Source organism: Thermus albus (genome assembly GCF_022760855.1).
Lineage (GTDB): Bacteria > Deinococcota > Deinococci > Deinococcales > Thermaceae > Thermus > Thermus albus.
The window spans coordinates 36,338-50,646 of the sequence record NZ_JAKTNR010000005.1 but is presented as its reverse complement, the minus strand read 5'-3'; the positions used below and the strand labels follow the sequence as shown (position 1 = coordinate 50,646).

Below are 14,309 nucleotides of genomic sequence, written 5' to 3'. Positions count from 1 at the left end.
CCTAGAGGAGGGCGAAGCGGGCCTCGAGGCGGGGTAGGTCGGCCTCTAGAAAGCGCAAGCGCACCTCCGCATCCAAGGGCAAGGGGTGGGAAAGGGCCACCTGGGCGCTAAGGCCCAGCTCCGGTAGGAGAAAAACCCCCTGCCCTCCCCTTTTTTCCACCAAGACCCCAGGGCCCTGGTAGCCCTTTTCCGCCAGGTGGACCAGGGTCCAGTGGAGCTTGCTCCTCCTCTCCCCTTCCCGCACCAGTTCCGCCATGGCCTCCGCCGCCCCCACCCTCTTTAGAACCTCCTCCTGGGAAAGGGGCTTCTCCCCCTTCAACCAGGCCCTAAGCTGCTGGTGGGCCACCAGGTCCAAGTAGCGCCTCAGGGGGCTGGTCACCTGGGCGTAAAGGGGAAGGCCAAGGCCCTTATGGGGGGCCGGAACCGCCTTGAGCTGGGCCCGCTTCAAGGCCTTCCGCTGTTCCCACATGGCGCTTAGGCCCTCCCCTTCCACCCGCTTAGAGGGGGCCTCCTGGGTGGCGTAGGGGAAGGGCAGGCCTGCCCTATAGGCCAGGTGGGCAGCGGCATAGCCCGCCAGGTGCATGGCCTCCTGCACCCAGATGCGGCTTTCGTAGGCCTCCAGGGGGCGGATGCGGATCTCATCCCCTTCCAGGCGCACCTTGGCCTCGGGCAGGTGGAGCTCGAGGCCCCCCTGGGCCAGGCGCTTTCGCCGAAAGGCCAGGGCCAGCTCCCGCAAGGCCCCCAGCTCCGCCACCTCCATGGCCTCCTGGTAGCTCAGCCTTTTCACCCGCACCCAGCTTAGGAAGATCTCTTCGTCCAGAACCTCCCCTTCCCGGGAAACCGTGAGGGCAAAGGTGAGGGCCGGGGAAACCTCCTGTAGCCCCAGGCCCAGGGCCTCCGTGACCCCAGGAGGGAGCATGGGCACCGTGCCCTCGGGCAGGTATAGGTTGGCTCCCCGGCGCATGGCTTCCTGGTCCAGGGGGCTATGAGGAGCCACTAAGGCGGCCACATCCGCCACATGCACCCATAGCCGGAAGCCTTCCGCCGCCCTTTCGGCATACACGGCATCGTCCGGATCCTGGCTCTCCTCGTCGTCAATGGCATAGGCGGGCAGGTGGGTGAGGTCCACCCGCTTTTCCTGGGGCAGAGGGGGCACAGGGAGGTCGGGGGGCAAGAGGCTTAGGCCAAGCCGCCTGGGATGCGGGTTTTCCCGGCGCCAAACCCCCAGGCGCAAAAGGAGGGCGTGGGCCGCCTCGGGGGTTTCGGGCTGGCCCAAGGCCCTAAGCACCCGGCTTTCCTTCCTCTCCCCCAAGGCTAAGGCCTCCACCTCTTGGACCAGGGGGCGGTCCTCCAAGGCCAGGACCCCCTGGCGCAGCCGCTCAAGCCCCTCGGCCAAGCGGCGCTCCCTTTCCTCCCGCTCCCTTTTGGCCTGCAGGAGGGCCTTTAGCTCCTCTCGGGTCCTGGCCCGCACCCTCTCCCCTTCCAGATAGAACCTTTCTCCCTTTTGTGCTAAAAGGTAGGCCCCGTAGGCCGCCTCGGGTGTAAAGGTTCCAAAGGCCAGCTCGGCGAGCTCCCGTAGGCTCACCGCCTGGCCCTCCAAAAGCTCCCAAGCGGCTTCTTCCTCGCCTTCGGGTACCGTTAGGTCCAAGGAAGCGGGCCCGGGATGAAGCCAAAGGACATCCTTAGGTCGCACCCTGGCCCGCTCCCCTCCAGGTAGGGTGAGCTCCAGCCGGTCCCCCTTTTCCTCGGCCAGGGCGGGCTTGCCCTTGTAGATCACCAGCGCCGCCACAGCCTTAAGGATAACCTAGGGGGAAAATCCGATATGTTCCATGAACTTGGGTAAGGTGGTCTTGGTGAAGAGGCGGAAAAACTCCTTTACCGTTTCCCGGCTCACCCCCTCCGTCAGGTCCAGCTCCCACTCCACCCAAGGGTCCCCATCCCCGTCCAGATAGGCTCGGCTAAAGCGGTGGTCGCGATTCCAACGGTTGATTTGCGCCAAGCTCACACCATCCTTCCTAAACCCGGCGGAAAGGGCTACCAAGCCGCACCGCCCCTCCTCACACCAATCCAACTCCACCCACACCTTGAGGGTCTTCTCCAACTTCAAAAGGAAAAGCCCCTCCCCCCTCTTTTTGTAGGCCAACCCCATCTCCTAGGCTCTATGCGGTAGTAGAGCCCTCCCAGCGCCACAGCAAACTGTTTGCCATCCCCCACCTCCTTACCGTACCTAAGCTGGACAGTCCGGTTAGCGGGCGGAGTAAAAGCCGGCTTGGCCGAGCTCGAGCTTGTTGAGGGAAGCTGCGATGCTCCTGGGGAGGTAGGGGGCTGAGAGGGCAGGCCAGGGCCAGGAGGCACCGGCCCCGGCATCCCCGGAGACGGGTACCCAGGCATGCCCGGCATCCCAGGACCAGGAGGTACCGGCCCCGGCATCCCCGGAGATGGGTATCCGGGCATCCCCGGTATCCCAGGACCAGGGGAGCCTACCCCGGGCATCCCCCCTCCCCCCAGCAGCTGCACTTGCCCTAGAAGCTGCTGGAATAGAGGCTGCACCTGGGAAAAAACCTGGGCTGGTGCCGTGAGCTGCAGGGCGTACGCCCGGCCGCCTTCCACGGTGTAAACACTTAGGTCCAGATAGCTTTGCCCCTGGAAGAGGATCTGGCTCACCACCCCTAAGGCAGGCCGGCCGCCCAAGGTCAAGCCCGAAAGGGGCTGCCGTTGCACCTGGATACCCTGCTGGCGCAACACCTGGTCCTGCTGGGACAGACGTTGGAGGTTGAGCTGATGAAAGCCTTGGAGGTCCAGGGGTTGGCCCAAATCCGTGGAGATGGCGTAAAGTTCTGCCCCCATAGGATGCATGAGGAGCACCGCCAGACCACCGGCAAAAGGCACCTCTTGCGCCAGCTGGAAACCCTGGGGGATGGGAAAGGCCATCCCCAAAGCCGGGTTCTGGTACACCTGCCCGCCAGCCCCGGGCACCCCCGGACCCCCGCCAGGCGCCTGGGGGAACCCTGGTAAGCCCATCTGGGCCCAAGCCCACCCTAGGGCCAGCAAAAACCCTACCGCCCTCCACATGACCCTTTTCATGTCTTCCTCCTCCCTGCACTCCCCTTTGCCTCATCCAAAAGCCCTATAACCTCTCCTCCGGCCGCGCCTTCCTCGTGCCTAGCCTCCGCAAGGGGCAAATCCAGCAAGGCCCTTTGCCATCCTCCCCTCCAAGGCGCGGTCCTAGGCCCTCGGCCCTTGGCAGACCCCCTGCCTCTTTTCCGCAACCTCTCACCCCGATTCCCACCCTAGCCAGCCGGCCTTACATATCCCTTAAACGGGAGGACGGTATAGTGGGCGGGATGGAGTGGGACCTTTCCGACCTCTATGCGGGCCCTGAGGACCCGGCCCTCGAGGCCGACCTCAGCGAAGCCCTCCGCCTGGCCTCAGACCTCAGCCCAAAAGGCCTCCTGGACCCCCAAGAAGCGGAAAGCCTCTTCCGCCGCTATGAAACAGCTTTGGAAAAGGCCTATAAACCGCTAAACTACGCTTCCCTCTACTTCGCCACCCGCACCCAGGACGCCTCGGCCAAGGCCCTTTTGGACCGGGTCAGGAACCGGTACACCGAGGTGCGAAACCGCCTTCTCCCCCTGGAGATAGCCCTGAGGAAGCTTCCCGAAGAGGCTTTTCAAAAGCTCCTAGGCCACGAGGGGCTAAAGGATCTGCATCACTTCCTAAAGAGGCAGCGGGCCTACGCCCCCCATACCCTTTCGGAAAGGGAGGAGGAGCTTTTGAACCTGAAGGGCCTGGTGGGAAGAAGCGCCTGGAGCCAGTTTTATACCGAGTACACGGGCCGCTTCCGCTTCCGGGTGGGGGAAAGGGAGCTTACCGAGATGGAGGTACGGGCCCTTAGGCGGGACCCCGACCCCGGGGTACGGCGGGAGGCCCACCGGGAGCTGTACGGGAAGCTCATGGCCGAGGCCCCCACCCTAGGCGCCGTCTTCAATGCGGTCTACCTGGACTACCTCCAGGACCTGCGCCTTAGGAACTTTTCCCACCCCTTGGAGCCCGTGGCTCTCCGCGACGAGGTGGAGGTGAAGGATATAGAGGCCCTCCTCGAGGCTACCCAGGCCCACTACCACCTGGTGGAAGGCTACTACCGCTGGAAGGCCCGGCGTCTGGGGCAGGAGAAGGTGCCAAGCCCTGACCTCCTGGCCCCCTTGGGGGAAAAGCCCAAGATCCCCTTTGTAGAGGCCAAGGAGCTGGTCCTCACCGCCTTCCGCCGCTTCTCCCCAGAGATGGAGGCCATCGCCAAGGAGTTCTTTGCCAAGCGCTGGATTGACGTGTACCCCAGGCCCGGGAAGCGGGGCGGGGCTTTCTGCTCCGGGGGGCTTCCCTCCACCCACCCCTACGTCCTCCTCAACCACACCGACGACCTGGACGCCGCCCACACCCTGGCCCATGAGCTGGGGCACGGAGTGCACTTCTACCTGGCAAGGGGGCAACGCCTCCTCAACTTCGGGGCCTCCACCCCCTTGGCGGAAACCGCCAGCGTTTTTGCGGAAATCCTCCTGGACGACCTCCTCTTGGAACGGCTTTCCGGGGAGGAACGCACCCTGCTCCTGGCGGAAAGGGTGGAAGACGCCGTGAACACCCTCTTCCGCCAGGTGATGTACATCTTCTTTGAACGACGGAGCCTCGAGGCCCGCCGGGAAACCGCCCTTTCCCCTGAGGCCTTCCAGGGGATCTGGCAAGAGGAGCAGGCGAGGCTTTACGGGGATGCCGTGGCCTGGACAGAACTGGACGGGGCCGCTTGGGCCGGCATCCCCCACTTCGCCCACTACCGCTTCTACACCTATAGCTACGCCCTTGGGTACCTGGTGGTCCTGGCCCTCTACGGCAAGTACCAGGAAGAGGGCCAGGCCTTCGTGCCCAAGTACCTGGGGATCCTCGAGGCGGGGGAAAGCCAAAGCCCGAAGGAGATCCTGGCCCAAGCGGGGGTGGACCTGGCCTCCGAAGCCTTCTTCCGCTATGGCTTTGGCGTCTTGGAGTCTTGGCTTAAGGCCCTTCCCTAGGGCAAAATAGGGGGATGGACCTGGTCTACCGCCCCGGGCGCTACCCCTACCTCACCCAGGACCTTCCCGGTGTGGGTGGGGCGATTCGCCTCCTCCCCCAGGACTTCCAGGTGGAGGAGGTACCCGCCTACCTGCCCAGCGGGGAAGGGGAGCACCTCTACTTCCTCCTGGAAAAGGAGGGCCTCACCACCCGCCAGGTGGTGGAGTTCCTACGGGACGAGGTGGGGGTTCCGGAAAAGGAAATCGGGGTGGCCGGGCTTAAGGACAAGCACGCCAGGACCCGGCAGTGGTTCTCCATCCCCCGCAAGCACGAGGACGCCCTCTGTCTGCTGGAAAACCTTAGGGGAACCCGGCTTTTGGAAGCCAACCTCCACACCAACAAGCTCCGCACGGGCCACCTCAAGGGAAACCGCTTCCGCATCCTCATCCGCGGGGCCCAGGATGGGGAGAAGGCCCGGGCCATCCTGAAGGTCCTCGAGGCCAAGGGCATCCCCAACTACTACGGCCCCCAGCGCTTTGGCCTTGGGGGGCAGAATCCCCTCAAGGGTTATGCCCTGGTGAAAAAGGGCAAGGGGAGGGGAAATCCCTGGCTTAAGCGCTTCCTGATCGGCAGCCTGCAAAGCCTCCTCTTCAACGACTGGGTGGCCTTGCGGATGGAAAGGGGGCTCTACGACCGGGTGATCCCCGGGGACTGGGCCAAGAAGCACGCCACGGGAGGGGAGTTTCTGGTGGAGTGGGAGGAAGAGGCGGAACGGGCCTTAAGGCTGGAGATCAGCGCCACAGGACCCCTGTTCGGCAAGAAGTACCCGGAGGCCCAGGGTGCGGCCAGGGCCCTCGAGGACGAAATCCTGGCCCGCTACGGGCTTATGCGGGAGGAGTTTCGTGCCCGCCGGGGAGCCCGAAGGCCCATCCGGATACCCCTTGGGGAGTGGTCCCTGGAGGAAACCCCGGAAGGGCTTTGGCTTAGCTTTTTCCTACCCAAGGGAAGCTACGCCACCAGCCTCCTGAGGGAGGTGATGAAGGTGGAGGTGGACGCCCCGGAGGAGGGGGAAGAAAACCAGGAGGAGGGCTAAACCCTCCCCCTTCGCCCCGCCTCGGCCTAGAAGCGGTACCCCACCTTCAGCTGTCCCGCCAGCTTGCCTCCGGCCACGCCCAGGTCCCCACCCAGGAAGACCGGCGCCCCCAAGGCGGCCTTAAGGTCATACTCGGCATCGGCCCGGAAGTAGAGGCTGGTGCTGGCAAACTGGAAGCCGGGGATAGCCACCCCAAGCCCAACCCCTGCCCTTAGCTCCTCGGCCAGGGGGTAGAGGTAGCGGAAGAGGAAAGCACCATTCCAGTTGCCGTTCACGTTATAGGCGATGTCCAAAGCCGGCCGCACCTCCCCCACCGGGGGTTGGAAGAGAAGGCAGTGCCAGGAGGCCTCGAGGCCCAAGCCCTGGGTACCTCCCACCACCGCCAAGGAAGGCTTCAAGTTCTCCACGGAAAACTGCGCCAAGCTTAAGCCCAACACCACCGCCAAAGCACCTAGAATCCTTCGCATACCGTCACCTCCTGGAAGCAGGTTACCCCATAGTCATAGCTTCGTGCAAGGTTTCCCCTAGGAAATCTCCAGGGAAAACCCGGTACCCCCTCTCCCTAAGCACCTCTCCCACCCTCTCTCCCATTCCCCGGACCAGGATGGGGGGTGAACCCAGGTTCAGCATGACCACAAAGCCCACCACGTACTCGGCCAGCTCCTCCGGGGCCATCCTGGGCCCACCCGTCCGGCCGTGGCCGGGAAGATCCAGGAGGTAAAAGGTAAAGCCCTCGGGAAGAGGCTCGGGCCAAGCGCCCGCCTCCTCCGCCAAAAGGACCACCGCCGGTCCCCTCCCCCTCCGATCAAAGACCAGGTTCAGGCCGTAGAGGTGGAGGTACCCCGTCCGCCTCATAGGGCAAGACCCCCGGGCAAGGGACGAAAAGCCTCCCCCAGAAGGAAATCCCCCACAAGGTCCAAAACCTCTTCCCAGGCCTCCCAAGGGACCAGGTGGCCGGCTTCCTCCAGGGTGAAGCGCACCGCCTCCCCCTTGGCGAAATCCGCCACCTCCTTGCCGTAAAAAGGAGGGGTAAAGGCATCCCAGGCTCCCTGGACCACCAGGACCCGGGCCTCCGTGCCCCTAAGCCAACGGCGCTCGTCGGAAAGCCCTTCCACAAGGTGGAGCCACCGCCGCACCTTCCCCTCCGACAACCCTTCCTTCCACACCCCAAGGACCTCCTCACTCTCCACGGCCCGGGGGCCAAAGAAAAGGGCCCGGCCCACCCGGGCGAATCCCTCCAACCCGCCCGTTTCCAAGCCAAAGCGGAGGGCCGAGAGCTTAGCGGAAAGGAGGGGATCCTTGCGCAGGATGGGGGAAAGGAGGACCAGGCTTCTCACCTCCTCTTTGAAAGCCACCTTCAAAGCAGCCAAAGCCCCTTCCCCGAAGGCAATGAGGTGGAGGCCCTCCTCCGAGGGCAGGTCTCGGAGAAAATCCAACCCCGCTGGAGGAGAAAGAAGCCCAGGAAAAAGGCGTATCTCGCCCACGTTCCCCTTTATACTCCAAGCCATGGAAGGAAAAAGCATCCCCACGGGGGAAACCCTGGACGCCACCTTGGGCGTTCGCTACCTGAAACTGGAAAAGGACGAGGTGGTGGCCGAGCTGGACGTCACGCCCAAGGTGCACCAGCCCTTTGGGTTCCTCCATGGCGGGGCCACGGTGGCCCTGGCGGAAAGCGTGGCCAGCGTGGGGGGGTTCCTCAACTGCCCCCCGGGGCATGCCGCCTTCGGCCTGGAGATCAACTGCAACCACGTCCGCAGGAAAAGCCAAGGCACCATCCGGGCCGTGGGAAGGCCCCTCCACCTGGGCCGCACCACCCAGGTGTGGGAGGTGAAGGTTTACGACGAGGAAAACAGGCTGGTGGCGGCAAGCCGGTGCACCCTGGCGGTGGTGCCCCTAGAACCAGGCGCGTAACCAGCGAAGCCAGTTTCCCCCTAAAAATCCCTCGTCCCCCAGGACCCAGAGGTCCCGGTGCCGGTCCAGGCCCAAGGGTACCGCCTCGAGGCCAAACCCCCCGTCCCAGTCCGTGCCCAAGGCCACCCTTTCCGGGCCTAAGAGGGTTTCCGCATGGGCCTTGTGGCGGAACAAGGCCTCGAGGGGAAGCCGGGGATCCCCCCGCCTCCAGTTGGGGTCCAAGAAGGCGTTGAAGGGCACCAGGCCCAAAACCCCATCCCGCTCCCTTAGGGCCTCCATAAGCCGGTCGGAGAGATGGCGGGGGGAGGGCACCAGGGCCCGGGCATTGGCATGGGTGGCGCAAACCGGGCCCGAAAAGGCCTCCAGGGCCTCTAGGGCCGCCTCCTCCGCCAGGTGGGAAAGGTCCAGGGCCACGCCCAAAGCCTCCATCTTCCGCAAAAGGGCCTTTCCCGCCTCGGTAAGGGGGGCTTCCTCGGCGTTGCCCCCAGCGTAGGCATTCCGGGTGGCCCAGGTGAGGGAAAGGAGCCTAAGGCCCCTTTGGCGCAAGGGGATTAGGTCTTTAGGCTGAGCCAGGGCATGGGCCCCCTCCAGGAGGAGCACGAGCCCGAGGGTCAGGTCCTGGGGAAAACGGGATAGGTGCGCCTCTAGGTCCTCGCTCTCCCGCAGGATCCGCACCCAGCCCTTGGCCTCCCAAGCTTCATATAGGGCCAGCTGGGCGTACACCTCCTCCTGCCAGTCCGCCTGCCCCCCCTCCCGGGGGTCCACGAACAAGGTGGCGAAGGCCACGGCCACCCTGGCCTCCCGAAGGCTGGGGAGGCTTACGAGGGGAGTTTCCGGATGGGGGTCCACTTCCCTGAGGCGGTCTAAGGGAAGGGAAAGGTCCCGGCCCAGGGCCCGGGCGTTATGGGCCAGGTCCAGGTGACCATCCACCATGACGGGCTCCATAGGGGCACTCTACAATGGGAAACGTGCGGCTTTCCGAGCTTCCTCCCCTTCCCGAGGCCCCCGGGGTCTACCTCTGGAAACAGGGGGAAGAGGTCCTCTACGTGGGCAAGGCCAAGAGCCTAAGGGCCCGGGTGCGGAGCTACTTCCACGCGGAGGGCAAAGCGGCCCGCATCGCCCAGGAGGCCACGGGCCTGGACTTCATCGCCACCCGGGACGAGGTGGAGGCCCTCCTCCTCGAGGCCAACCTCATCAAGGCCCACCGCCCGCCCTATAACGTCCTCCTCAAGGACGACAAGCACTACCCCTTCCTGAAGCTCACCCAAGAACCCTTCCCCACCCTTTTGGTGGTGCGGCGGGTGGAGGAGGACGGGGCCAAGTACTATGGTCCCTTCCCCGAGGCCGGCGCCCTAAGGCGCATCAAGACCCTCATAGACCGGGTTTTCCCCTTGCGCAAGAACTCCGGCTACCCCATGAAAAGGCGGCGCTACCCCTGCCTCAACTACAGCATGGGCCGCTGCCTGGCCCCTTGCGTGGGCCTGGCCGACCCCCAGGCCTACGGGGAGGCGGTGCGCCAGGTGGAGGCGGTGCTGGAAGGCAAGGTGGACGACCTCCTGAAGGAGCTGGAAGCCAAGATGCGGGAGGCCGCCCAAAGGCTGGAGTTTGAGCGGGCGGCGGAGATCCGGGATCAAAGGGAGGCCCTAAAGGCCTTCTTCTCCACAGCCCAGCAGGCCGTTGACCCAAAGATGGGGGACCTGGACTTCCTGGGCCTGGCCCAGGCGGGACCCTTGGCGGTGGTGCAGCTTTACCAGGTGCGCTCGGGGCGCATCCTGGGAAGGATCAGCCGGGTGGTGGAGAAGGAGGAGGCCAGCCCAGAAGAAATCCTATGGGCCTTCCTCAGGGACTACTACCTGCAGGCCTCGCCCCTGCCGCCCTTGGTCTTGCTTCCTTTCCCCCTGGAGGACCTGGAAAGCCTGGAAACCCTCCTCCGCCGCCGGGCCAGGCGGAAGGTGGAGCTGAGGGTGCCCAAGAAGGGGGAAAAGCTAAGGCTTCTGGAGCTGGCGGAAAAAAATGCCCGCCTGGCCTTGGAAACCGAGCTCAAGCAACGGGAGAAGCGGGGGGACCACCCGGCCCTAAAGGCCCTCCAGGAGGTCCTGGGGCTTGCCCAAAGGCCTTTCCGCATAGAGGGCTACGACGTAAGCCACCTCCAAGGCCAAGCCCGGGTCTTCTCCCTGGCGGTCTTTGAGGGGGGAAGGCCCAAGCGGGCGGAGTACCGCAGGATGCGCCTGAAGTCAGGGAACGACGACTACGCCGCCATGGAGGAAGGGGTCTTTCGCCGCTTTACGGGAAGCCTTAAAGACCTACCCCTCCCTGACCTCCTCCTGATTGACGGCGGCCTGGGCCAGGTGCGGGCCGCGGCCCGAGCCCTGGAAAGGGCGGGCCTTCGCATCCCCCTGGTGGGCCTGGCAAAGAAGGAGGAGGTCCTTACCACCCCAGAGGGCCGGGAGATTCGCCTGCCCCTGACCCATCCGGCTTTACAGCTCCTCATCCACCTGCGGGACGAGGCCCACCAAAACGGTCTCCGCTACCACCAGAAGCAAAGAAGCCAGGAGCTATTCCAGGTGCTAAAGGGCATCCCGGGAATCGGGGAGGCTAGGAAGCGCCTTCTTTTGGAGCGGTACGGGGGGCTTAACGCCTTGAAGGAAGCCCCCTTGGAGGAGCTGGCCCGCCTGCCTGGGATGAACCGCAAGGCCGCCGAGGCCCTTAAGGCCGCCTTGGAGGCTCCCTTTAAGGAAACCTCACCACCACCGGCCTGAGGCGGTTTTGCCGGGTGCCATCGCCCAGCTGCCCGTACTCGTTCCTTCCCCAAGCGTAAAGGATCCCCTCCCCGGTTAGGGCCAGGCTATGGGCATCCCCGGCGGCGAGGGCCACAACCCCCCTTAGGCCTTCCACTGGGCGGGCCTCGAGGCGGGATTCCTGGGTTCCATCCCCCAACTGGCCGGCCTCGTTGGCCCCCAAGGCCCACACCTCCCCCTCCTTGGTCAGGCAAAGGAGATGTTCCCGGCCCGCCGCCAAGGCCACCGTTGGCGGCAGGCCTTCAAGCCGCCTCGGCGTGGCGGAATCCAAGCCCCAAACGTACACCGAGCCCTCCGCCAAAAGGGCCGCGCTGAAGTTACCCCCGCCCACGGCCTGGACCACCCGGGATAGACCCTCCACCGGCAAGGGCTTGGAGCGAGACTCCACCGTACCGTCCCCCAGCTGGCCCTGGTAGTTCCAACCCCATCCCCATAGGGCACCCAGCTTGACGAAACCTTGCTTAAGGAAGAGGCTGTGCCCAGAACCCGCCGCCAACATACCCTGGGAAAGGGCCATCCCCAAGAGCCAAAGCCCTAACCCACACCACCGGTGCCATCCCATAATCCCAGGTCAAGGGCGGCCGCCTAAAACCCCCTTAAACCCTGGGGTAAGATAACCCCCTGATGGTGCGCCGCGCCCTGGAAGAAGCCATCCACCAGGCCCTCAAGGAACTGGGCCTGGACCTCCGCCTAAAGGTGGCCAAGGCCCCCAAGGACAAGCCCGGGGACTACGGGGTTCCCCTCTTCGCCCTGGCCAAGGAACTCAGAAAACCCCCCCAGGCCATCGCCGAGGAGCTTAAGGCCCGGCTGGACCTTCCCCCCTTTGTGGAGGAGGCCATCCCGGTGGGGGGGTATTTGAACTTCCGCATCCGCACGGAAGATCTGCTCCAGGAAGCCTTAAGACCCAAGGGTCCCCTTCCCAAAAAGCCCGGCCTGGTCCTCATTGAGCACACCTCGGTGAACCCCAACAAGGAGCTCCACGTGGGCCACCTCAGGAACATCGCCCTCGGGGACAGCCTGGCCCGCATCCTGGACTATGCCGGGCGGGAGATTCTGGTCCTCAACTACATTGACGACACGGGCCGCCAGGCAGCGGAAACCCTTTTCGCCCTAAGGCACTACGGCCTTTCCTGGGATGGAAAGGAAAAGTACGACCACTTCGCCGGTAGGGCCTACGTGCGCCTCCACCAGGACCCCGAGTACCCCAACCTACAAGGGGGCATAGAGGAGGTCCTCCACGCCTTGGAAAGGGGGGAGCTTCGGGAAGACGTCAACCGCATCCTCCTGGCCCAGATGGCCACCATGAAGGCCCTAAACGCCCATTACCACCTTCTGGTGTGGGAATCGGACATCGTCCGGGCGGGGCTGCTGGAAAAGGCCCTGCGCATTTTGGAACAAAGCCCGCATGTGTTCCGCCCCCAAGAGGGCAAGTACGCAGGGGCCCTAGTCATGGACGCAAGCCCCTTCATCCCCGGGCTGGAAGACCCCTACTTCGTCCTGGTGCGCTCGGGTGGCGCCGCCACCTACTACGCCAAGGACATCGCCTTCCAGTTTTGGAAGATGGGCCTTCTGGAAGGGCTCCGCTTCCAGCCTTACGAGAACCCCTACTACCCCCAGCTTAGGAGCAGCGCCCCTGAGGGGGAGGCCTATACCCCCAGGGCCCGGGAGACGGTAAACGTGATCGACGTGCGCCAAAGCCACCCCCAGGCCCTGGTGCGGGCGGCCTTGGCCCTGGCCGGCTACCCCGAGCTTGCGGAAGGCGCCTTCCACCTGGCCTATGAAACCGTGCTCCTGGAGGGCAGGCAGATGTCGGGGCGGAAGGGCCTGGCGGTGAGCGTGGACGAGGTCTTGGAAGAGGCGCAAAGGCGGGCCTTGGCCATCATAGAGGAGAAAAACCCCGAGCACCCTAGCAAAGAGGAAGCCGCCAGGATGGTGGCCTTGGGGGCCATCCGCTTCGCCATGGTAAAGACCGAGCCCAAAAAGCAAATAGATTTCCGCTACGCCGAGGCCCTCTCCTTTGAAGGGGACACGGGGCCCTACGTGCAGTACGCCCACGCCCGGGCCCACAGCATCCTGCGCAAGGCCGGGGAGTGGGGGGAGGCGGACCTCGCCCAGGCCACCCCCTACGAGCGGGAACTGGCCTTAGCCCTCCTGGACTTTGAGGAGGCGGTGCTGGAGGCCGCCGAGGAGAAAACCCCCCATGTCTTGGCCCAGTACCTCCTGGACCTCGCAGCCAGCTGGAACGCCTACTACAACGCCAAGGAGGAGGGGCGGCCCGCCACCCCAGTGCTGACGGCGCCTTCGGGCTTAAAGGAGCTTCGCCTGGGCTTGGTGAAAAGCCTGCAAGAAACCCTGAAGACCGGGCTTTCCCTCCTGGGCATCCCCGCCCCTGAGGTAATGTAAGGGCATGCGCCTTGCCCTCGCCGTCCTCCTCCTCTCTTTGGCCTTGGGCCAGCGCCTGGTCTCCCCCGAGGAAGTGGCGCGAAGCCAGGTGATCCGCAAGGCCCTGCCCGCAGTGGTCCGCGTCCAGGGTTCCCCCACGGCCCCTGGGGAAAACCAGGTGGTGGGCACCGGCTTCTTCGTAAGCCCCTTTCGCGTGGTTACCAACTACCACGTGGTCCAGGACCTCACCGACCTTACCGTCCGCCTAAGCGACGGGCGCACCTTCCCCGCGGAGCGCTTCGCCGTGGACCCAGGGATTGACATCGCCCTCCTCACGGTGCGGGGACTCCAAGCCCCGGGCACGTTGGGCTTTAGCAAAACCCCTGCCACGAGCCTTCCTTTGGGGATGGGGGTGGTGCTGGTGGGGTTTCCCTTCGGCCAAGGCCCCTTGGCCTCCTACGGCATCCTATCCGGGATAGGCCCCTTGGAAGTCCCTACCCCTGACCCCAGCGTGGGGGCCGAGGTGGGGGAGTATCTCTTCACCGATGCCCCCCTCACCGTGGGCAACTCGGGGAGCCCTCTTCTGAACCTGCAAGGGGAGGTGATCGGGGTGGTGGCGGACGTGGTGGGGGGGCCCTCGGGGGTGGGAGGCATCGGGGTGGCCATCCCGGCGGAGTTGGTGGCGCAAAGCGTCCAGGACCTGGAGCGCTTTGGCATCCCCCAACGGGGCTGGCTGGGGGCCAGCCTAGTGAGCCTGGACGAGCTGCCGCCCGTGCTCCTTAGGGCGGTGGGCCTCACCACCACCCAGGGGGCCATGGTGGACCGGGTGGAACCGGGTAGCCCCGCAGCCCGGGCCGGTCTAAGGGGAGCCCAGCGGGACGCCCAGGGAAGGCTTCTCGCCTTAGGGGATGTGATCCTGGCGGTGAACGGGAAGGCGGTCAAGGACAAGGCGGAGGTGGTCCGCCTCATCGCCCGTTACCGCCCCGGGGACCGGGTGCGGCTAACGCTTTGGCGGGATGGGCGGAGGCTCGAGGTCACCCTCACCATGGTGGCCCGGCCCACCAGCCGTTAGGCTACCTTGCGGAGGT

The 14,309-nt window shown here is 65.1% G+C and carries 14 protein-coding genes; 7 read left to right on the top strand and 7 right to left on the bottom strand.

Annotation, left to right across the window (positions count from 1 at the left end; all coding sequences use genetic code 11):
- Position 1 precedes the first annotated feature (1 nt).
- Together L0D18_RS06875 and L0D18_RS06870 are read right to left on the bottom strand one after the other, a co-directional pair.
- Positions 2 to 1,789: an RNB domain-containing ribonuclease gene (locus L0D18_RS06875; RefSeq protein WP_243028142.1), complete on the bottom strand. Its 1,788-nt coding sequence runs from the start codon at positions 1,787 to 1,789 to the stop codon at positions 2 to 4.
- Positions 1,790 to 1,804: 15 nt separating this feature from the next.
- On the bottom strand, positions 1,805 to 2,149 hold the full coding sequence (locus L0D18_RS06870) for a YbjN domain-containing protein (RefSeq protein ID WP_243028141.1): 345 nt from the start codon (positions 2,147 to 2,149) through the stop codon (positions 1,805 to 1,807).
- A gap of 632 nt (positions 2,150 to 2,781) precedes the next feature.
- Between L0D18_RS06870 and L0D18_RS06865 the strand changes: the two genes are divergently transcribed.
- The 3 genes from L0D18_RS06865 to truD all read left to right on the top strand — a co-directional run bounded on the left by L0D18_RS06865 (position 2,782) and on the right by truD (position 6,130).
- Positions 2,782 to 3,015: a hypothetical protein gene (locus L0D18_RS06865; protein WP_243028225.1), complete on the top strand. Its 234-nt coding sequence runs from the start codon at positions 2,782 to 2,784 to the stop codon at positions 3,013 to 3,015.
- 329 nt (positions 3,016 to 3,344) lie between these two features.
- Positions 3,345 to 5,057: a M3 family oligoendopeptidase gene (locus L0D18_RS06860; RefSeq protein WP_243028140.1), complete on the top strand. Its 1,713-nt coding sequence runs from the start codon at positions 3,345 to 3,347 to the stop codon at positions 5,055 to 5,057.
- 14 nt (positions 5,058 to 5,071) lie between these two features.
- Positions 5,072 to 6,130, top strand: a complete 1,059-nt coding sequence (gene truD / locus L0D18_RS06855) for a tRNA pseudouridine(13) synthase TruD (RefSeq protein ID WP_243028139.1) — start codon at positions 5,072 to 5,074, stop codon at positions 6,128 to 6,130.
- Positions 6,131 to 6,156: 26 nt separating this feature from the next.
- On the opposite strand, the gene L0D18_RS06850 is transcribed toward truD, so the two are convergent.
- Genes L0D18_RS06850 through L0D18_RS06840 form a run of 3 tightly spaced genes read right to left on the bottom strand, consistent with a single transcriptional unit; the run spans position 6,157 to position 7,614 of the window.
- Positions 6,157 to 6,597 (bottom strand): hypothetical protein, encoded by a 441-nt coding sequence (locus L0D18_RS06850; RefSeq protein WP_243028138.1) that lies wholly within the window; start codon positions 6,595 to 6,597, stop codon positions 6,157 to 6,159.
- A gap of 22 nt (positions 6,598 to 6,619) precedes the next feature.
- On the bottom strand, positions 6,620 to 6,985 hold the full coding sequence (locus tag L0D18_RS06845; RefSeq protein ID WP_243028137.1) for an alpha/beta fold hydrolase: 366 nt from the start codon (positions 6,983 to 6,985) through the stop codon (positions 6,620 to 6,622).
- The gene (locus tag L0D18_RS06840; RefSeq protein WP_243028136.1) at positions 6,982 to 7,614 is read right to left on the bottom strand and encodes an alpha/beta hydrolase; all 633 of its coding nucleotides are present in this window, start codon (positions 7,612 to 7,614) and stop codon (positions 6,982 to 6,984) included. Before L0D18_RS06840 ends, L0D18_RS06845 begins: the two co-directional genes overlap by 4 nt.
- Positions 7,615 to 7,636: 22 nt before the next feature.
- On the opposite strand from L0D18_RS06840, the gene L0D18_RS06835 reads away from it, so the two are divergent.
- Positions 7,637 to 8,041 (top strand): PaaI family thioesterase, encoded by a 405-nt coding sequence (locus tag L0D18_RS06835; RefSeq protein ID WP_243028135.1) that lies wholly within the window; start codon positions 7,637 to 7,639, stop codon positions 8,039 to 8,041.
- Here the strand turns inward: L0D18_RS06835 and L0D18_RS06830 are convergent.
- A complete protein-coding gene (locus tag L0D18_RS06830) occupies positions 8,024 to 8,986 on the bottom strand; it encodes a dipeptidase (RefSeq protein ID WP_243028134.1) in 963 nt (320 codons plus the stop codon). The genes L0D18_RS06835 and L0D18_RS06830 overlap by 18 nt on opposite strands.
- A gap of 14 nt (positions 8,987 to 9,000) precedes the next feature.
- Here L0D18_RS06830 and uvrC point away from each other — a divergent pair, with 14 nt between their 5' ends.
- Positions 9,001 to 10,800, top strand: coding sequence for an excinuclease ABC subunit UvrC (gene uvrC, locus L0D18_RS06825; protein WP_243028133.1), 1,800 nt, complete (start codon positions 9,001 to 9,003; stop codon positions 10,798 to 10,800).
- On the opposite strand, the gene L0D18_RS06820 is transcribed toward uvrC, so the two are convergent.
- The gene (locus L0D18_RS06820) at positions 10,772 to 11,401 is read right to left on the bottom strand and encodes an RCC1 domain-containing protein (protein ID WP_243028132.1); all 630 of its coding nucleotides are present in this window, start codon (positions 11,399 to 11,401) and stop codon (positions 10,772 to 10,774) included. The genes uvrC and L0D18_RS06820 overlap by 29 nt on opposite strands.
- Before the next feature lie 62 nt (positions 11,402 to 11,463).
- Here L0D18_RS06820 and L0D18_RS06815 point away from each other — a divergent pair, with 62 nt between their 5' ends.
- A complete protein-coding gene (locus L0D18_RS06815; RefSeq protein ID WP_243028131.1) occupies positions 11,464 to 13,242 on the top strand; it encodes an arginine--tRNA ligase in 1,779 nt (592 codons plus the stop codon).
- Positions 13,243 to 13,246: 4 nt separating this feature from the next.
- Complete coding sequence (locus tag L0D18_RS06810) at positions 13,247 to 14,293, top strand: S1C family serine protease (protein WP_243028130.1); 1,047 nt, start codon at positions 13,247 to 13,249, stop codon at positions 14,291 to 14,293.
- Positions 14,294 to 14,309 lie beyond the last annotated feature (16 nt).